The 17,019-nt window shown below is 69.4% G+C and carries 20 protein-coding genes; 5 read left to right on the top strand and 15 right to left on the bottom strand.

Translation table 11 applies throughout. The features are described 5' to 3' along the window. Positions 1-90 precede the first annotated feature (90 nt). Both AC1DB8_RS13685 and AC1DB8_RS13680 read right to left on the bottom strand, forming a co-directional pair. Positions 91-429, bottom strand: coding sequence for a DUF202 domain-containing protein (locus AC1DB8_RS13685; protein ID WP_476893325.1), 339 nt, complete (start codon positions 427-429; stop codon positions 91-93). Further along, positions 426-782, bottom strand: a complete 357-nt coding sequence (locus AC1DB8_RS13680; protein WP_441417383.1) for a YidH family protein — start codon at positions 780-782, stop codon at positions 426-428. Before AC1DB8_RS13680 ends, AC1DB8_RS13685 begins: the two co-directional genes overlap by 4 nt. A gap of 127 nt (positions 783-909) precedes the next feature. On the opposite strand from AC1DB8_RS13680, the gene AC1DB8_RS13675 reads away from it, so the two are divergent. Next, entirely contained in the window at positions 910-2,055 is a 1,146-nt protein-coding gene (locus AC1DB8_RS13675) for an ADP-ribosylglycohydrolase family protein (RefSeq protein WP_476893324.1), read from the top strand. Here AC1DB8_RS13675 and AC1DB8_RS13670 read toward each other — a convergent pair. After that, the gene (locus tag AC1DB8_RS13670) at positions 2,042-2,593 is read right to left on the bottom strand and encodes a DUF4395 domain-containing protein (protein WP_476893323.1); all 552 of its coding nucleotides are present in this window, start codon (positions 2,591-2,593) and stop codon (positions 2,042-2,044) included. The genes AC1DB8_RS13675 and AC1DB8_RS13670 overlap by 14 nt on opposite strands. A gap of 63 nt (positions 2,594-2,656) precedes the next feature. Continuing rightward, positions 2,657-3,670 carry a 3'-5' exonuclease gene (locus tag AC1DB8_RS13665; RefSeq protein WP_441417380.1) on the bottom strand — a complete coding sequence of 338 codons (1,014 nt, stop codon included), beginning with the start codon at positions 3,668-3,670 and terminating at the stop codon, positions 2,657-2,659. 67 nt (positions 3,671-3,737) lie between these two features. Here AC1DB8_RS13665 and AC1DB8_RS13660 point away from each other — a divergent pair, with 67 nt between their 5' ends. Beyond that, on the top strand, positions 3,738-4,505 hold the full coding sequence (locus AC1DB8_RS13660; RefSeq protein WP_476893373.1) for a VTT domain-containing protein: 768 nt from the start codon (positions 3,738-3,740) through the stop codon (positions 4,503-4,505). A gap of 117 nt (positions 4,506-4,622) precedes the next feature. Here AC1DB8_RS13660 and rdgB read toward each other — a convergent pair whose 3' ends face one another. The 6 genes from rdgB to clpS are packed head-to-tail and all read right to left on the bottom strand — an operon-like array spanning position 4,623 to position 8,935. After that, positions 4,623-5,288 (bottom strand): RdgB/HAM1 family non-canonical purine NTP pyrophosphatase, encoded by a 666-nt coding sequence (gene rdgB, locus AC1DB8_RS13655; RefSeq protein WP_441417379.1) that lies wholly within the window; start codon positions 5,286-5,288, stop codon positions 4,623-4,625. Further along, positions 5,285-6,043 (bottom strand): ribonuclease PH, encoded by a 759-nt coding sequence (gene rph / locus AC1DB8_RS13650; RefSeq protein ID WP_138768925.1) that lies wholly within the window; start codon positions 6,041-6,043, stop codon positions 5,285-5,287. The genes rdgB and rph overlap by 4 nt, the downstream gene beginning before the upstream one ends. A 48-nt stretch (positions 6,044-6,091) precedes the next feature. Beyond that, positions 6,092-6,889 carry an MBL fold metallo-hydrolase gene (locus AC1DB8_RS13645; RefSeq protein WP_476893322.1) on the bottom strand — a complete coding sequence of 266 codons (798 nt, stop codon included), beginning with the start codon at positions 6,887-6,889 and terminating at the stop codon, positions 6,092-6,094. Next, on the bottom strand, positions 6,886-7,971 hold the full coding sequence (gene murI / locus AC1DB8_RS13640) for a glutamate racemase (RefSeq protein ID WP_441417377.1): 1,086 nt from the start codon (positions 7,969-7,971) through the stop codon (positions 6,886-6,888). Before murI ends, AC1DB8_RS13645 begins: the two co-directional genes overlap by 4 nt. Positions 7,972-8,013: 42 nt before the next feature. Further along, positions 8,014-8,574, bottom strand: a complete 561-nt coding sequence (locus tag AC1DB8_RS13635) for a DUF2017 domain-containing protein (RefSeq protein ID WP_441417376.1) — start codon at positions 8,572-8,574, stop codon at positions 8,014-8,016. Continuing rightward, positions 8,567-8,935 carry an ATP-dependent Clp protease adapter ClpS gene (gene clpS, locus AC1DB8_RS13630; RefSeq protein WP_175322893.1) on the bottom strand — a complete coding sequence of 123 codons (369 nt, stop codon included), beginning with the start codon at positions 8,933-8,935 and terminating at the stop codon, positions 8,567-8,569. Before clpS ends, AC1DB8_RS13635 begins: the two co-directional genes overlap by 8 nt. Positions 8,936-8,972: 37 nt before the next feature. Between clpS and AC1DB8_RS13625 the strand changes: the two genes are divergently transcribed. The 3 genes from AC1DB8_RS13625 to AC1DB8_RS13615 all read left to right on the top strand — a co-directional run bounded on the left by AC1DB8_RS13625 (position 8,973) and on the right by AC1DB8_RS13615 (position 11,389). Further along, positions 8,973-10,301, top strand: coding sequence for a nicotinate phosphoribosyltransferase (locus tag AC1DB8_RS13625; protein ID WP_441417375.1), 1,329 nt, complete (start codon positions 8,973-8,975; stop codon positions 10,299-10,301). Continuing rightward, on the top strand, positions 10,302-10,961 hold the full coding sequence (locus AC1DB8_RS13620; RefSeq protein WP_476893321.1) for an isochorismatase family protein: 660 nt from the start codon (positions 10,302-10,304) through the stop codon (positions 10,959-10,961). It abuts the gene before it with no gap. A gap of 80 nt (positions 10,962-11,041) precedes the next feature. Continuing rightward, positions 11,042-11,389 carry a hypothetical protein gene (locus tag AC1DB8_RS13615; protein ID WP_441417373.1) on the top strand — a complete coding sequence of 116 codons (348 nt, stop codon included), beginning with the start codon at positions 11,042-11,044 and terminating at the stop codon, positions 11,387-11,389. A gap of 96 nt (positions 11,390-11,485) precedes the next feature. Here the strand turns inward: AC1DB8_RS13615 and AC1DB8_RS13610 are convergent, their stop codons facing one another. The 5 genes from AC1DB8_RS13610 to AC1DB8_RS13590 all read right to left on the bottom strand — a co-directional run bounded on the left by AC1DB8_RS13610 (position 11,486) and on the right by AC1DB8_RS13590 (position 17,015). After that, a complete protein-coding gene (locus tag AC1DB8_RS13610; protein WP_476893320.1) occupies positions 11,486-13,267 on the bottom strand; it encodes a DEAD/DEAH box helicase in 1,782 nt (593 codons plus the stop codon). A gap of 191 nt (positions 13,268-13,458) precedes the next feature. Then, positions 13,459-13,782, bottom strand: a complete 324-nt coding sequence (locus AC1DB8_RS13605; protein ID WP_476893319.1) for a DUF3039 domain-containing protein — start codon at positions 13,780-13,782, stop codon at positions 13,459-13,461. A 71-nt stretch (positions 13,783-13,853) separates the two neighbouring features. Then, positions 13,854-14,636: a glucosamine-6-phosphate deaminase gene (gene nagB, locus AC1DB8_RS13600; protein ID WP_476893318.1), complete on the bottom strand. Its 783-nt coding sequence runs from the start codon at positions 14,634-14,636 to the stop codon at positions 13,854-13,856. Between the two features lie 52 nt (positions 14,637-14,688). Beyond that, a complete protein-coding gene (locus AC1DB8_RS13595) occupies positions 14,689-16,260 on the bottom strand; it encodes a transporter (RefSeq protein ID WP_476893317.1) in 1,572 nt (523 codons plus the stop codon). Further along, positions 16,242-17,015 (bottom strand): ABC transporter ATP-binding protein, encoded by a 774-nt coding sequence (locus AC1DB8_RS13590; protein ID WP_441417368.1) that lies wholly within the window; start codon positions 17,013-17,015, stop codon positions 16,242-16,244. The genes AC1DB8_RS13595 and AC1DB8_RS13590 overlap by 19 nt, the downstream gene beginning before the upstream one ends. Positions 17,016-17,019 lie beyond the last annotated feature (4 nt).

Here is a 17,019-nt window from a genome sequence, read left to right as displayed (position 1 = left end):
CGGAGTTCCTTTGGCTGGGGGTCATGGTCTGCTTGGAGTCTGCCAGCGGGGGCTGGGTGTTCGCTGGAGCCCCGCCGTGCCGGGCGGCGGCTACGTCCCGAGCGCAATCGCCGCCACCGTACTCGCGGCGAGCGCCAGGACAGCCGCCGTCGCGCTGATCATCAGCGCCGCCGGGGCCGCGTCGGTGGAGCTGCGCAGCTGCCGGGAGCGCACCCGGACGCAGACAAAGAGGACCACCGTGGACCCGAGCGCCGCTGCGGCACACAGGCCGAGGGAGTCGAAGCGGCCGGCGGCCTGGTCCCCCGGGCCGGACAGCGCCCAGGTGCGCCAGATGAACAAATCCGCGACGACGAGGGCCAGCAGCGTCCGGCCCCAGGCCAAAGTCGTGCGTTCCGGCTGCAGCCCGGGGCCCTGCGGCGGAACGGTCACCGTGCGATCAAGATCAGGATGGCGATGGTGAGCGCGGCGATGGCGACGCCGACGGTCATGACCAGCATCAGCCCGGAGTAGGGCAACTCCCGGTTGTTGCGCATCGCGGCTTCCATTCGGCCCCAGCGGTGGTAGGCCAGCGCGGCCAGTCCGGCGCCGAGGACCGCCAGCACGACGCAGATGGCGATGCGCACCGGCCCCGGGGCGATGTTGGGCGCCAGCTGATCGATGGCGAGCGCGCCGGCGATCAGGGCCAGCGAGGTCCGGACCCAGGCCAGGAAGGTCCGCTCGTTGGCCAGCGTAAACCTGTAGTCGGGCGTGCTGCCGGTCTTCCGCCACGCTGGTTCGCGCATCACTCTCCCTTGTCCGTCCTTTGTCCGGGGCCGCGGCCATGACGAACCTGGCACCACCAGCACCCTACCCGGCTCAGCCGGGCGCCGCGTTCCCGTGCGGGCCGGGCACCGGGGTAAATTTGGAGGTATGAGCATTGAGCCCGGCAGCACCCCGGCGGCCGCCCCGGCGCCGTCCCATGAGTCCCGCATCCACGGCTGCCTGCTGGGCGGCGCGCTCGGGGATTCGCTGGGCTACGCCGTCGAATTCGCGAAAATCGACGAGATCCGCGCCACCTACGGCCCGGAAGGACTGCGGGACTTCACCGGGCTCGACGGCGTCAGCCACTTCTCCGACGACACCCAGATGACGCTGTACACGGTGGACGGCCTGCTGGAGGCACTCGAGTGGGCCAACTCGGGCGTGGCGGCGGACACGAATGCCTGCCTCTGGCTTGCCTACCTGCGCTGGCTCGGCAGCCAGGGCGAGGCACTCCCGGACTCCGCCCCCTTCCAGCCGCCGCGCTGGATAGACAGCCACGCTGTGCTCCGGCACCGCCGCGCCCCGGGCAATGCCTGCCTCAGCGGCCTCGCCACCGGGGAAATGGGAACCGTGTACCGGCCGGTCAACCCGGAGTCCAAGGGTTGCGGCACGGTGATGCGCTCGGCGCCGTTCGGACTCATCCCCTACGTCCCGGCGGACGCGGTCTACAAGATGAGTGCGGACGCGGCGTCGCTGACCCACGGGCACCCCGCGGCCCGGCAGAGCGCCGGCGTGTTCAGCCTGCTGATCCATGCGCTGGTCAGCGGCAAGGACCTGCATGAGGCGGCTGGCGCCGCGCTCTCGCAGCTCCAGGACGGCCCGCTGCCGAAGGGTGAGGAGCCCGATCCGGCCCTGGTCGACCGCTTGACGGCGTCCCTGCGCCTGGCCGCGGCGGCAGCGCCCGGGGCCGGAAGCGGAGGTTCCGGGGGCCTGCTCGGCGCGGAGGAACTGGTGCGGGAACTGGGCGAAGGCTGGGCTGCCGAGGAGGCACTCGCCGTCGGCGTGTATGCCGTGCTGGCCACCGCACCGGCGACGACGGCGGCGGCCGCCAGCCCCGAGGAGCACTTCCGGGCAGCGATCGCTGTGGCGGTGAACCACAGCGGCGACAGCGATTCGACCGCCTCGATCGCCGGGAACATCCTGGGCGCGCACTACGGAGAGGAATGCCTGCCGGCGGACTGGCTGGCGGCCCTCGAGGCCCCCGACGTCATTCGGGGCATGGCCGCACGGCTGGCGGCGGTTACGGGCGCCTGAGCGAAATGTTGTTGCAGGCTTCGCAGACATCCTCGGGGATGAGTCCGCGGCGCTGCAGCAGCCCGAAGATCGCACAGCCGAGGCAGAAGCCGGCGAAGGCCTCCAGCGAGGCGGCGGCGATCAGGGCCACGAGCAGGACCCAGGCCACCGGCGCCAGGCCCGCGGCGAAAAGGATGGCAGCCGCGGTGGACAGGGCCGCTCCGATGCCTTGGGCGAAGCGCTTCGGTGGCCCGGGAACCAGCCGCTTCTTGCCCAGCAGCGGAGTCAGGACCTTGACCGAGAGCACGCCGAAGGGCGAAATCCGCGGCCCGAACAGCACCCGCAGCCAGAATCCGGCGGCGATGACCGCCAGCCCCCAGCCGGAGCCGGTCAGGAGCGTCACGAGGGACAGCAGCACCACGAGAGCCGCGGTAATCCGCGCGGAGTACTCGTTCACCGGATTGGGGAAGGCAAAGACCTTGGCCCAGTCGATTTCGCCGCGCGGGTCAGCGGCGGGAGCCTCTGCTGCGCGGGCGGGTGAAGAGATCAGTTTGCTCATCGTTCAAGGCTAGGAGCGGACCGATCCCGGGCGAAATGATTGTTGCGCCGTATGACCTAGCGCCTACGTCAGGGAGTGAACGTGGCCGCCCACCATCTGCAGGAACTCCCCCTCCGAGAGCACCTCGATCCGCTGGCCGCGGTCATGCAGTTCCAGGACCCGACGCGCCTTGCCGGTCAGCCGGCCCGAACGCAGGTCGGCCGCGACGAAGCCGTCCCCCACCACCAGCACCGTGGTGCGGGCGGTGACGCGGCTCTCGGGCCGGGCCCCCAGTTCGGCGGAGCGCAGTTTTGCCTCGGGCCGCGGAATCGCGAGTTCTCCGGTGAACACCACGGTCTGTCCGAACAGCGGGTGGTCCGGTTCGGCCCCGGCGTTGGGCACGGGGTTGGCGCCCTCGTCCGGCCAGCCGGGACGGAACGGCCGGGTGGCCGGAGCCGCGCCCTGTCCGGCGGCGAGCGCCTCGAGGGCGGACCTAGTGGCCTTGGAGAGCGGGTCGCGCCGCGGATCGAAGGCAGGCTGGCGGGACACGGCCAGCCCCAGCGAGAGGTACAGTTCCGCGATGCTGGCGGCGCCGTTGCGGGCCGCGATGTCGATCAGGATGCCGGCGCAGGCCCGGGCGTCCTCGGCGGCGTCGTGGTGGTTGAGCAACGGCACGCCGGCCTCCTCCGCGGCGTACGGCAGCGAGTTCGACACCAGCGAGTAGCAGCGCCGGGACAGCATCACGGTGCAGACGTAGTCGTAGGCGGGGCCGGGCAGGCCGGAGACCTCCAGGCCGGAACGGATCACGCCCAGGTCGAAGGCGGCGTTGTGGGCGGCCAGCACGTCGTCGCCAATGAAGGCACCGATCTCGGGGAACAGTTCACCGAAGCGCGGCAGGCCGGCGACCTGCTCGGGCCGGATGCCGTGGATGCGGACGTTGTGGTGGTCGAAGGCGTCGTGGTTCGCGGGCGGCCGCATCAGCCAGGAGGCCTCTTCGACGACGACGCCGCCGCGCACCTTGCTCAGGCCGACGGCGCACGGCGAACCGCGGAAGCCGTTCGCAGTCTCGAAGTCGATCGCTGTAAAGTCCAAACCCACGCTCCAACTTTAGCGCCGGAACCGGCTGCACCCGGTCAAGTACCCTAGATAGGTGAACCCTTACACCCTGCACGACTTCGCCGTGACCACCTTCGGAGGCGCCGGACCGGTCCAGCCGCACCTGGCCTCGTTCCTGCCCGACTGGCTTAACCCCCAGGTTTTCCTGGCCGACCCTGCCCTCGCGCCGTGGGTCGTGGTCCTGGTCTGCGGCATCATCTTCGCCGAAACCGGGCTGCTGATCGGCTTCTTCCTGCCCGGTGACTCGATGTTGTTCACCGCCGGGCTGCTCGTCGCGACGGACACCATCAAGTTCAACATCTGGGCGTTTGTCGCGCTGATCGTCGTTGCCGCGATCATCGGCAACCAGGCCGGTTACCTGATCGGTTCCAAGGCCGGTCCGGCCATCTTCAACAAGCCAGATTCCAAGCTGTTCAAGCGCGAGAACGTCGAGAGCGCCCACGCATTCTTCGAGAAGCACGGCGGCAAGGCGCTCATCCTGGCCCGTTTCGTCCCCATCATCCGGACCTTTGTCCCGGTGATCGTCGGCGTGGCCCAGATGAGCAAGCGCAAGTTCTTCATCTACAACGTGATCGGCGCCGTGCTGTGGGGCGGCGGCGTGACCCTGCTGGGCTACCTGCTGGGCGACAAGGTGCCGTGGGTCCGGGACAACCTGGACATCATCTTCATCGCGATCGTGCTGCTCTCGGTCATCCCGATCGGCATTGAAGTGATCCGTGGCCTCATCGCCAAGCGCCAGGCCGAAAAGTACGGCACCGGGCTGGTCGAGGAATTCATCGAGGAGCACGAGCCCGAGGAAGAGCGCAAGACCCCGTAGCCCCCGGTTCTCCCCGGCCGCTGCGCTCCCCGCCTTTGCCCAAAAGGATGGCGCCCCACACTGTGGGGCGCCATCCTTTTACGTTGTCCAGCGCAGACGCTATCCAGCGCAGAGACGCTACCGGCCGGCCAGGGCCTCCACGATCGCCGGCAGCAGCGCCCGGAACGCATGGCCGCGGTGGCTGATCGCGTTTTTCTCCGCCGGGCTGAGTTCAGCACAGCTGCGGTCCAGGCCGCTTGGCTGGAGCACCGGATCGTAGCCGAAGCCGCCCGCCCCGCGCGGTTCCCGCAGCAGCGTGCCTTCCAGCTGGCCGTACTCCACCACTTCGCGCGCTTCCTCGCCGGCCAGGCCAGGCACGGCGAGTGCCGCCGCGCAGACAAAGGCCGCGCCGCGGTATTCGTCAGGCACGTCGGAAAGCTGGTCCAGCAGCAGCTGCAGGTTCGCGGCGTCGTCCCCGTGCCGGCCTGCCCAGCGGGCGGAGAAGATGCCCGGGGCGCCGCCCAGGACGTCGACCGCCAGGCCTGAGTCATCGGCGATCGCGACGAGGCCCGTGGCCTCCGCCACCGCCCGGGCCTTGAGCAGCGAATTCTCCGCGAAGGTCACGCCGGTCTCGACGACGTCGGGGGCACCGACGGCGCCCGCGTCCACCACCTGCGTGTCGACGTCGAGTCCGGGAAGCTGGCCGCGCAGCAGTTCGCGCAGTTCCCGCAGTTTGCCCTGGTTGTGGGTCGCGAGGACCAGGACCGGCGGGTTCGGCTGGTTGCCTGACGGGGCGCCGCTCACGGGGCCTCGGCCAGGGTTTCGCGCTGGATGGCGGCGAGCTGCTCCGTGCCGAGCAGGGCCAGGTCCAGCAGCTTGTTGAGCTCGTCGCGGTCGAATGGCGCGCCCTCGGCGGTGCCTTGGACCTCGACGAACTTGCCCGATCCCGTGACCACGACGTTCATGTCGGTCTCGGCGCGGACATCCTCCACGTACGGCAGGTCCAGCATCGGCACGCCGTCAATGATGCCCACCGAGACGGCCGCGATGGTGTCCACCAGCGGCTGGGCGTTGCGGGCGATCAGCTTGTTCTCGCGTGCGTAGCGGATGGCTTCGGCGAGGGCGACGTATGCGCCGGTGATGGCGGCCGTGCGGGTGCCGCCGTCCGCCTGCAGGACATCGCAGTCCAGCACGATGGTGTTTTCGCCGAGGGCCTTGGTGTCGATGATGGAGCGCAGCGAGCGGCCGATCAGGCGGGAAATCTCGTGCGTGCGGCCGCCGATCTTGCCCTTGACGGACTCGCGGGCGGAGCGGGTGTTGGTGGCCCGCGGCAGCATGGCGTATTCGGCGGTGACCCAGCCGCGGCCCTCGCCCTTGAGCCAGCGCGGCACGCCCTCGGTCAGCGACGCCGTGCAGAGCACCCGGGTGTTGCCGAACTCGATCAGGGCGGAACCTTCGGCCTGCTTGGACCAGCCACGGGTGATGCTGATCGGGCGGAGCTGGTCGGGCGTGCGGCCATCGGCGCGGATGACGGGGGCAGTAAGGGCTTCGGAAGTCATGCCTTCCAGCATATCTACTTGGCGGTGCGCGCCGCCCACGGCGTCAGTTCAGACGGTGTAGTGCACGCCCGCGACGGCGACGGCCACGTGCTGGCCGAAGACCTCCTTGGCCTCCGCCATCACCTTTGTCGGGGAGGTCCAGACCGGGATGTGGGTCAGCAGTAGCCTGCGCGCCCCGGCAGCCACGGCCGCTTCGCCGGCTCGCTTGCCGGTCAGGTGCACATCCTTGATGCCGTCGTCGCGGCCTTCCTCGAACGCTGCCTCACAGAGGAACAGGTCCGCGTCCCGTGCCGCGTCCTCGAGGCCGCCGCAGGAGTCGGTGTCCCCCGAGTAGCCCAGCACCCGGGTAACCGGGGTGCCGTCCTTGTCCGGTTCGGTGACCTCCACCCGCAGGGCGTAGGCCTCCTCGACCGGGTGGTTCACCGCGAACGGGGTCACGGTGAACGGGCCCATGGTCACGGGCTTGCGCTCGGACCAGTTGCTGAAGTCGAACTCCTCGTGCATGCCCGGCTCCAGATCCAGGCCGTAGGCCGTGGCCATCCGGTCCGCAGTGGCGGCGGGCCCCCAGACGGGGATCCGGCCGCGTCCCCAGCCGCCCGGCTTCCAGCGAACCGCGACGTGCAGCCCGCACAGGTCCATGCAGTGGTCCGGGTGCAGGTGCGTCAGGAAGATCCCGTCGATGTCCTCAAGGTCGGTGTACCGCTGGATGGCGCCAAGTGCTCCGCTGCCCAGGTCCAGCACAATCTTCCAGCTCCGCTCGCCGTCGTGCGCGGTCAGCAGGTAGCACGACGCCGGCGAGCCGGGTCCGGGAAAGGACCCGGTGCAGCCCACGATGGTCAGCTTCACAGGCCGGACCTCCGGAGGCCGGTCAGCGGCGGCGCGTCGGAGGCGACAAAATCGGTGGAGACGAAGTTGGAGATCCGCGGCCGGCCGGCGCCGGCCTGCGCGGCGGCGATCATTTCCGGGGTGATCCGGGCGAGGCTGCCGGTGGGGTACTGCGCGGCCACGTGGTCCACGTGGCGGACGCTGAGGACCTCGGGGCCGAGGAAACGGCGGGCGAGGTGCTCGAACTGCGCGGCGTCGCCGGTGGCGATGAAGTTGTACTCCGGGGCGGTCGTGCCGGTGCGCTCGAGGCCGCGCGACGCGAGCGCACGGTACACGTCTTTGGCGGTTTCTTCCGCGCTGGAGACGAGCGTGACGTCCTCACCGAGGACGAAGGAGATCACACCGGTAAGCAGCGGGTAGTGGGTGCAGCCCAGCACCACGGTGTCCACGCCTGCCGCCGTGAGCGGGGCCAGGTATTCGCGGGCGACGGCGAGCAGTTCCGGCCCGGTGGTGATGCCGGCCTCCACGTAGGAGACGAAGGCCGGGCAGGCCACCGAGGTGATGTCCAGGTCCGGTGCTGCCGCAAAGGTGTCCTCGTAGGCGCGGGAGCCCACCGTGGCCGAGGTGCCGATCACGCCGATCCGGCCGTTGCGGGTGGCCGCGACCGCACGACGGACGGCCGGCTGGATCACTTCGATCACCGGGATCCCGTAGCGGGCGGTGTACCGTTCTCGCGCGTCGCGGAGCACGGCGGCGGACGCCGAGTTGCAGGCGATGGTGAGCAGCTTGACGCCGGAATCGACCAGTTCGTCCATCACGCCGAGCGCATTGGCGCGGACCTCGGCGATGGGCAGCGGACCGTACGGCCCGTGGGCGGTGTCACCGACGTACAGGATGGATTCGTTGGGCAGCTGGTCGATGATGGACCGTGCCACCGTGAGGCCGCCGACGCCGGAATCGAAGACGCCGATCGGGCGCTCCCCCGGCCGGGCATCCCCGGTGCTGCCCGCTGCGGTCTCCGCCGCAGCTTCCGCTGCCGGATCCGTGCTCGATGCTGAAGTCATGATTATTCGAGGATAGGGCTTCGCCATAGGCGCGGCCATCACATTGTGTCGAGCGACTCGTGTCTAATGGGTCACACGGGCCTAGGCTTCGAGCGAGGCCAGCATCGCCTGGACCAGGGACTCCTGCAGCCAGGTAGTGAAGTTGTAGACCAGGGCCAGGTAGCTTTCGACGTCCTCAGCCTGCGACCAGTCCTGCATCCGGTGGACGTGCTCGGCGTCAGCGTCGTCCCGGATGTCGAGCCGCTCGGCGAGCACCAGCCGTACGTCGTTGAGCGCGGTGGACCAGTGCCGGGCGTCCGCGGGCGTCAGCACCAGCTCGTCCTTGTCCAGGCCAAGGGCTGCAGCCTTCAACGCGCCGATCTTGCTCTCCCGCAGCGAACGCTCGGTGTACCGGCGGAACTCCAGGGAGGCCTTGTCGTCGTCCTTCATGACATTGGGCAGCAGCCGGCGCAGGGCGCGGTCCGACGGCTCGCGGGCCTCTGTGTCCAGCCCGACGAGCGCGGCCAGCGGATCCTGGTTGGCCCGTTCCTCCGGCTCCAGCATGGAAACGACGTCGTCGAAAAGACTGCGCAGCAGATCCCGCTCGGCCGGCTCCAGGTAGCCCGTGATGCCCTTGAGTCCGTACTTGAACGCCTTAGCCACGTTTTCCCTTGCCCTTGCCTGATCCGTTGCCGCCGTGGCCGCTGCTTGCCTTCTCCACGGTGGCCCACAGGCCGTAGCCGTGCATCGCCACCGCGTGCTGCTCGACCTGCTCCTTGCTGCCGTGCGCCACGATGGAGCGGCCCTTCTTATGGACCTCCAGCATGAGTTTGTTGGCCTTCGCCTCGGAATAGCCGAAGTAGCTGCGGAAGACGTAGCTCACGTAGCTCATCAGGTTTACCGGATCATTCCAGATCACGAGGTTCCAAGGGATGTCCGGGGCGGTCAGGACGTCGGTCGACGACGCCGTTCCGGTCTGGGTGCTCTCCTGGGTGTCAGGGCCGAGCGCAACACTGAGGGTCATCTGTCTATTCTATGGGGAGGCGCACTAGAGTGAATTTGTGAGCACCTCAGCTGGCTGGGACCATCCCCGCACGTCCCTGTACACCGACCACTACGAGCTGACCATGCTGCAGGCCGCCCTGCATTCCGGCGCCGCCCACCGCAAGTCGGTGTTCGAAGCCTTTGCGCGGCGACTGCCGGACGGCCGGCGCTACGGGATCGTGGCGGGCACCGGCCGGCTGCTGGAGGGGATCGCGGACTTCCGCTTCGGCGACGCCGAGATCGACTTCCTGCGCCGGACCAAGGTGGTCAACGAGGAAACCCTGGAGTACCTGGCCAATTTCTCCTTCTCGGGCGACATCTGGGGCTACGCCGAGGGCGAAGCATATTTCCCCAACTCCCCCATCCTGATCGTCGAATCCACCTTCGCCGAGGCCTGCATCCTCGAAACGTACATCCTCTCGATCCTCAACCACGACAGCGCCATCGCGTCCGCGGCCTCCCGCATGATCACGGCCGCTGGCACCCGGCCCTGCGTCGAAATGGGCTCCCGCCGGACGCAGGAGGAATCCGCCGTCGCGGCCGCACGCGCCGCCGTGATCGCCGGCTTCGACAGCACCTCAAACCTCGAGGCCGGCCGGCGCTACGGGATCAAGACGGTGGGCACCGCCGCCCACTCCTTCACCCTGCTGCACGACACCGAGCGCGAGGCTTTTGAGGCGCAGATCGCCTCGATGGGTGCCGGCACCGCGCTGCTCGTGGACACCTACGACGTCGAAGCGGCCGTCCGGACCGCCGTCGAACTGGCCGGCGACAAGCTGGGCGCGGTCCGGCTGGATTCCGGCGACCTCGTGGCGCAGGCGCAGTGGGTCCGGCAACTCCTCGACCAGCTGGGCAACGAGAACACCCGGATCATCGTCACCTCGGACCTCGACGAATTCGCCATTGCCGCACTCCAGTCCGCCCCGGTGGACTCCTACGGCGTCGGCACCTCGCTGGTGACCGGCTCCGGCGCGCCGACGGCGAGCATGGTCTACAAGCTGGTCAGCCGCACCGACGACTCCGGCGCGTTCGTTCCGGTAGCCAAGGCGGCCAAGAACAAGACCAGCAAGGGCGGCCGCAAATACGCGCTGCGCAGGCTCAACGAGCGCGGCACCGCCAGCCAGGAAATCGTCGGCATCGGGCACCACCCGGACGACGACGGCAACGACCGGCAGCTGTTGCAGCAGTTCATCAAGAACGGCGAGCTGCTGCCCGGCTGGACCGGGCCCGAAGGCGTCGTTCGGGCGCGGCAGCGTCACGCCGACAGCATGAAGGAGCTCCCGGCCGTGGTCAACCGGCTCCAGCGCGGCGAAGCAGCCATCCCCACCATCTACGAGGAGGACTGAATGTCACGTGCCTTGATCATCGTTGACGTGCAGAACGATTTCTGCGAGGGCGGGGCGCTCCCGGTCGAGGGCGGAGCGGCCCTGGCGGCCGAGATCAGCGAATACGTCGACGCCCACCACGGGCAGTTCGACCACGTCGTGGCCACCCAGGACTGGCACATCGAGCCGGGCGCGCACTTCTCGGAGCAGCCCGACTTTGTCGACAGCTGGCCGCCGCACTGTGTCGCGGGCACCCGCGGCGCGGAGCTGCACCCGGACCTGGACACCGAATACATCCAGGCCTACTTCCGCAAGGGACAGTTCACCGCGGCCTACTCGGGCTTCGAGGGGCTGCTGGCCCCGGACGACGCCGTCCCCACCGGCGACCGTGCGCCCGGTTCGCTGCCGATGGGCGGCACCGTCGACGCCGGTGCCGCAGCCGGCAGTGATCTCGCCGCTGGCGAGGATGCCATCGGCCTGGACGACTGGCTGCAGAGCCACGACGTCGAGGAAGTGGTGGTCGTGGGCATCGCCACCGACCACTGTGTGAAGGCCACCGCCCTGGACGCCGTCCAGGCCGGCTATTCCGTCACCGTGCCGCGCGGGCTCACGGTGGGGATCGCCGAGGATCTCGACGACGCCTTCGCCGAGATGGAGTTCGGCGGCGTCGACATCGCCTGAGCTCGTCGCCGCCTCGAGCCGCACAGTAGACTCGAAATCCTTGCCAGTAACGTCGGACCCGTAAATTCCCGGAGTACACCATGAAGAAGACCCTGACCGTCCTGATCGCTGCCGGTACCCTGCTCGGTGCAGCCGCCTGCACTGCCACCCCGCAGATGACCAGTGAGGAAACCTGCGCCCGCATCAAGACCATCACCTCGTCGCCGACGTCCAGCTCGGACAAGTTCGGCATGACGCGGCTGGCCAACCAGATCCGGCCCATCGAGGCGAAGGCCTCCGAGGAGTTGCAGGCCCCGCTGCAGTCGATCCTGGACTACCTGGATGAGGCCGCGAAGAAGGACACCGACTCGGCCAAGCTTGAGGAGCTGAAGGCCGAGTACACCGCGGCCGGCCAGAAATTCTCCCAGACCTGCGGCGCCGCCCAGTAAGGCAGGGGCAGCGGCATTAAAAGGGACCGGTTACCCCGGTCCCTTTTTTGTGGCGTGTTTTGCCCTGCGGGCCGGCGCGGCCGCAGCTTCCGGCGGCTACTTCCGGCCGATGAACCAGTCCTGAAGCTTCCGCAGCCGCGTCTGCAGCTGCTCTTCGTTGGCCTGGGCGACGGCCGGGCCGCCGCACACGGTCCGGAGCTTGGTGTGGATGACGCCGTGCGGGGTTCCGGTCCGGGCGGACCAGGCCGCGACGTTCTTGGCCAGCTCGGTGCGCAGGTCCATCAGCATTCGGTGGTCCGGCACGGCCGGCACGGCCTCGGCGGCGGCTTGGGGGGCCCGCTTGTTCTTGCGGTTGAGCTGTTCGTGCTGGCGCTGGCGCAGCAGGGTGCCGACCTGTTCGGCGTCGAGCAGGCCGGGAATCCCGAGGAAGTCCAGCTCGTCCTCCGAGCCCACCTCGCCGCCGGTCCCGAACTCGCCGCCGTCGAACAGCACGCGGTCGAAGGAGGCCTGCGAGTCGAGCGCCTCGAACTTGCCCTTCATCAGGGTGTCGGAGGCTTTCTCCTCGCGGTTCGCCTCGTCCATCAGCGAGTCCTCGGGATTGAACAGCCCGTCGGCGTCTTCCTTCTCCGGCCGGTCCAGGGCGTGGTCGCGCTCGGCTTCCATGGAGTTCGCCAGCGCCATCAGCTGCGGCACGGAGGGCAGGAACACCGAGGCCGTCTCGCCGCGCTTGCGGGCACGCACGAAGCGGCCCACGGCCTGGGCGAAGAACAATGGGGTCGACGTAGAGGTCGCGTAGACGCCGACGGAAAGCCGCGGGACGTCCACGCCTTCGGAGACCATACGGACCGCAACCATCCAACGCTTGTCGCCGGCGGAGAACTCCTCGATCTTGCTGGAGGCCTTCGCGTCGTCGGAGAGGATGACGGTGGGTGATTCGCCGGTGATTTTCTTCAACTGGCCGGCGTAGGCCCGCGCGTCGTCGTGGTCGGTGGCAATCACCAGGCCGCCGGCGTCGGGCACGGTGCGCCGCACCTCGCTGAGGCGCTTGTCCGCCCCGGCCAGCACGGCCGGGATCCATTCGCCGGCCGGGTTCAATGCCGTCCGCCAGGCCTGGGACGTGATGTCCTTGGTGACCGCGGCTTCGCCCAGGGAGGCGGCCATCTCGTCCCCGGCGCTGGTCCGCCAGCGCATCTGGCCGGAGTAGGCCATGAACATCACCGGGCGGACCACATGGTCGCGGAGGGCCTTGCCGTAGCCGTAGGTGTAGTCGGCCTTGGAGCGGCGGATGCCGTCGCGGTCCTCGGCGTACTCGACAAACGGGATCGGCGAGGTGTCCGAACGGAACGGGGTACCCGTCAGGGACAGGCGCCGGGCCGCGGGATCGAAGGCCTCGCGCAGGCCGTCACCCCAGGACAGCGCTTCGCCGCCGTGGTGGATTTCGTCGAGGATCACCAGCGTGCGCGCCGCCTCGGTCTTGGCCCGGTGCAGCATCGGCTTGCTGGCCACCTGGGCGTAGGTGACCGCGACGCCGATGAAGCCGCGGCCGTGCTGGCCGTCAGCGTTCTTGAAGTTCGGGTCGATCGCGATGCCGACCTTCGCGGCAGCGTCGGCCCACTGGCGCTTGAGGTGGTCTGTCGGGGCCACAATCGTCACCCGGTTCACCACGCCGGCCTCGATCAGCATCGAGGCCACGCGCAAAGCGAACGTGGTCTTGCCGGCTCCGGGGGTGGCGACCGCCAGGAAGTCCTTGGGGTGGCTGCCGAAGTAGCTGTCCAGCGCTTCCTGCTGCCAGGCGCGCAGCTTCGGGGCGGTACCCCACGCGGCCCGCTCGGGATACGCGGGCGGCAGCACGGGTCCGCCAAAGAGTGTCTCTGTCACTTAGGAGTCCTCCCCTCCGCGCACGTCAGCCGGTTCCGGAGAAACCCAATTAAGCACAAAAACACCAATCTTTTTCGGATGAACCGGACAGCAGGAACGCGGCGGATCCCGCAGCGCGGGGCGGCAGCGCCGGCACGGCGCCGGCAGCCCCAACGGACCCAGCCCGCTGCGGGTGGCCTAATTCGATGGTCCTATTTCCCGGAGTCTCCGCCGTCGCCGCCCGGGCGGAGGCCCTCGTAGACCTCTTTGCACTCCGGGCAGACCGGGAACTTCTTCGGATCCCGGCCCGGCGTCCACACCTTGCCGCAAAGGGCAATGACGGGTTCGCCCGACAGCGCGGATTCCATGATCTTTTCCTTGCGCACGTAGTGCGAGAAGCGCTCCCGGTCGCCCGGCTCCACTTCCTGGCGCAGTTCCTCGCGCTCAATCGTAGCCGTCGACGTCCCGGCTCCGGAGAGCTCACGCATCGGGTCGTTTTCCAAAGGACTCGTCATGGGATCCGTCATGCTGGTCATGACATCCATCTTAGCCGCTGGTGCGGACGGAATCTCGACGGCGGATTCCGGCGTGGGACGGATTGCCGTCGTTACAGGCCCTGCCAGCGCGGCTTGCCGTCGAAGCTGTGCCGGTAGTAATCGGCGAGTCGGAGCGAGGAGGCCGCCGCCTCGTCCAGGAGGACGGTGACGTGGGGATGCAACTGCAGGACCGACGCCGGGCAGATGGCGGCCACCGGTCCCTCGGCGAAGTCGCGGACGGCCTGTGCCTTCTGCGCGCCGGTGGCGAGGAGGATCACATGCCGGGCGTCCAGGATGGTCCCGAGGCCCTGGGTGAGGACGTGGTGCGGCACCTCAGCCAGGCTCCCGAAAAAGCGGGCGTTGTCCCGCCGCGTCTGCTCGACCAGGGTTTTGATCCGGGTCCGGGACGCGAGCGAGGACCCCGGTTCGTTAAAGCCGATGTGGCCGTCCGTGCCTACCCCGAGGAGCTGGAGGTCGACTCCCCCGGCGGCCCGGATCGCGTCCTCGTACGTCCGGCAGGCCGCGGGAATGTCGCCGGCCTCCCCCTCGGGTCCGCGGACGTTGTCCGGGCTGATGTTCACGCGGCCGGCGAATTCGCGCCGGATGACTTCGCGGTAGGACTCGGGGTGCCCCGCCGGGAGCCCGACGTACTCGTCCAGGATGAAGGCCCGGGCACGGCTGAAGTCGAGGCCGCCGCGCTCATGCCGCTGTGCGAGCTCCTCGTACACCGGCAGCGGCGACGATCCGGTGGCCAGGCCCAGGACGGCGTCGGGCTTGCGCCGCAGCAGGGCCTCGATCGCGTCGGCGGCGAGCGCGGCAATCGGCCTGCTGCCGGCAAGGATCACGACTTCCATGACGGCAGGCTATCCCACTCCGGCCCGCATGGGCCCGGGCCGTCAGACCCGGTCAGCGGTTGACGGCCAGCTGCGCCAGCAGTTCCGGGGTGCGCGAATCAAACCATTTGCCGCCCAGCCGCACCCCGGCGATGAACAGCGCGAAGCCCAGCACCGGGCCGAGGAGCAGGCAGATCCAGCCCGGCACGGCGCTGCCGCCCGCGAGCTGCAGCGCCACCAGCGCCAGCTCCGGGCTCACCAGCAGCAGCAGCACCGCCATGCCGCCGAACTGCACGGCAAGGGTCTGTGCCACGTTGCCCGGCGGCTTCTTGAACGGGCTGTCGCCGGGCAGCGGCACGGGCACGGTGTAGCGCGCCGAGACCACGGAGGACAGACCCAGCCCGGTGAACAGCACCCCCAGGGCCAGGCCCAGGATGCCGGGCAACAGCGACCAGTCGCCGGTGAAGAACATCGGCAGGACGCTGAAGGCCAACACGACGGGCAAAGCGAAGACCAGGCACGCCACGGCCCTTCCGAGCCTGTCGTGCAGGCCGCGCACGCCGGCCGAGACGTGCAGGGCAAAGGCCGTGCTGTCGTAGGAGACGTCCGAGGCGATGGACCAGGCGAGCAGGAAGGCGGTCAGCGGACCGACGAACAGCAGGATCCCGTAGAACCCTGTCTGGCTGGCCTGGAAGAAAAGCAGCACCGGCAGCAGCGGCACCACCACCAGGGCGCCGGCGTAGCGTGGATCGCGCAGCCAGTAGCTCAGCGAGCGCGCAACAATGGCCCCCGTGGGGGTGGCCGGAACCAGGGCGAACAGCCCCAGCCCTGATGCTTTCTTTTTGGCGGTCCCGGCGTAGGGCGGTGTGACGAGCGCGCGCTGCAGCAGGAACTTCCAGCACAAGGCAAGGGCCGCCAGGGTGGCGGCGGCGATGAGCAGCTTGAGCGCGGCCGGACCAAAGTGGCCGGCGGCAAGCTCTCCACCGAGGGCCCAGGCTGCCCCGGCGGGCGTCCATTCGAGGACCCGCGCCAGCTCAGTCACAAACCCGGCGTTGCCGGCGATTCCGCGGGCGACGCCGGCCACAATTGGCCCCATCAACACCAGCGGGATCAGGAACGCCACCGCGCTGACGTCCTTGAAGCGCCGGGAACTGGCCAGGCTCACCGTGCCGGCAGTGACCACCTTGGAGAGCACGACGCACGTGAGCACGCCGAGGACCGCGCCGGCCAGGGCACCGGCCGCGGCCAGGAAGCCACGGGACCAGGTGCCCACGGTGGCCAGCGCCACGAGCGTCGTCGCCGCCCCCGGAATGCCGATCAGCCCGGCCAGCGCCAGTCCTGCCAGCAGTTGCGGCATCGGCACGGCAAAGGTCGTGAACCTGGCCGGGTCCAGCGTCATGTCCGCGGCGGACGCCACAATCGGAATGACCGCCCAGCCCAGGACCGCGGCGGCGCCGCCCAGCACCACCACCGTCTGCGCCGTCGCGACGTCGGCCTGGCGCAGGAGCAACAGCCCGGCGACGCCGAGCCCCACAATGCCCAGGGCGTACAGCGCCCCGATGCCCAGGCCCACCAACTGCCAGGGGCTGCGCCGGAGGCTGTTGCGCAGCAGGGTGAGCTTGAGCCTCAGAAGGTGCGCAACCATTCCAGCCCTTCCGTATGGCTGCGGCCGCCCACCAGCTGGACAAAGCGGTCCTCAAGCGACTCGCCCGCGCGCACCTCGTCCACGCTGCCGGCGGCCAGCACCCGTCCGGCGGCCACGACGGCGACGTGGTCGCACATCCGCTGCACGAGGTCCATGACGTGGCTGGAAACGATCACCGTGCCCCCGGACGCGACGTAGCGGTCCAGAATGTCACGGATGTTGGCGGCGGAGACCGGGTCCACCGATTCGAACGGCTCGTCCAGCACCAGCAGCCGGGGCGCGTGGATCAGCGCCGAGGCGAGGGCGATCTTCTTGGTCATGCCGGCGGAGTAGTCCACCACCAGCGTGCCGGCGTCCTGGCTGAGGTCCAGTGCGGCGAGCAGCTCCGCCACCCGCGACGCCACCACCTCCCGGTCCATGCCGCGCAACAGGCCCGCGTAGGTCACCAGCTGCTCGCCGGTCAGCCGGTCGAAGAGCCGGACCCCGTCCGGCAGCACCCCCATCAGCTTCTTGGCCTCCAGCGGGTGCTGCCAGACATCCACCCCGTGGACCAGGGCGGTGCCGAAATCCGGCCGCAGCAGCCCGGTGGCCATCGACAGCGTTGTGGTCTTGCCGGCGCCGTTGGGGCCGACGATGCCGTAGAAGGAGCCGGCCGGGACGTCGAGGCTGATGCCGTCGACGGCGATCTTGGTGCCGAAGCGTTTGGCCAGCCCGCGCAGGGCCAGCGCCGGGACGTGCGGTTGTTCGAAAGTCATGACG

Source organism: Arthrobacter sp. 10N410 (assembly GCF_056394945.1).
The sequence above is the reverse complement of the archived record's forward strand: the minus strand, read 5'-3'. Positions and strand labels throughout refer to the sequence as shown.

What these genes read in the sequence shown, in the direction of transcription:
- AC1DB8_RS13680 (WP_441417383.1), bottom strand. Translation starts at nt 782, where the DNA reads ATGCGCGAACCAGCGTGGCGGAAGACCGGCAGCACGCCCGACTACAGG.
- AC1DB8_RS13675 (WP_476893324.1), top strand. Translation starts at nt 910, where the DNA reads ATGAGCATTGAGCCCGGCAGCACCCCGGCGGCCGCCCCGGCGCCGTCC.
- AC1DB8_RS13670 (WP_476893323.1), bottom strand. Translation starts at nt 2,593, where the DNA reads ATGAGCAAACTGATCTCTTCACCCGCCCGCGCAGCAGAGGCTCCCGCC.
- rph (WP_138768925.1), bottom strand. Translation starts at nt 6,043, where the DNA reads ATGACTTCCGAAGCCCTTACTGCCCCCGTCATCCGCGCCGATGGCCGC.
- murI (WP_441417377.1), bottom strand. Translation starts at nt 7,971, where the DNA reads ATGGCCGCGCCTATGGCGAAGCCCTATCCTCGAATAATCATGACTTCA.
- clpS (WP_175322893.1), bottom strand. Translation starts at nt 8,935, where the DNA reads ATGACCCTCAGTGTTGCGCTCGGCCCTGACACCCAGGAGAGCACCCAG.
- AC1DB8_RS13620 (WP_476893321.1), top strand. Translation starts at nt 10,302, where the DNA reads ATGTCACGTGCCTTGATCATCGTTGACGTGCAGAACGATTTCTGCGAG.
- AC1DB8_RS13615 (WP_441417373.1), top strand. Translation starts at nt 11,042, where the DNA reads ATGAAGAAGACCCTGACCGTCCTGATCGCTGCCGGTACCCTGCTCGGT.
- AC1DB8_RS13605 (WP_476893319.1), bottom strand. Translation starts at nt 13,782, where the DNA reads ATGACCAGCATGACGGATCCCATGACGAGTCCTTTGGAAAACGACCCG.
- nagB (WP_476893318.1), bottom strand. Translation starts at nt 14,636, where the DNA reads ATGGAAGTCGTGATCCTTGCCGGCAGCAGGCCGATTGCCGCGCTCGCC.
- AC1DB8_RS13595 (WP_476893317.1), bottom strand. Translation starts at nt 16,260, where the DNA reads ATGGTTGCGCACCTTCTGAGGCTCAAGCTCACCCTGCTGCGCAACAGC.
- AC1DB8_RS13590 (WP_441417368.1), bottom strand. Translation starts at nt 17,015, where the DNA reads ATGACTTTCGAACAACCGCACGTCCCGGCGCTGGCCCTGCGCGGGCTG.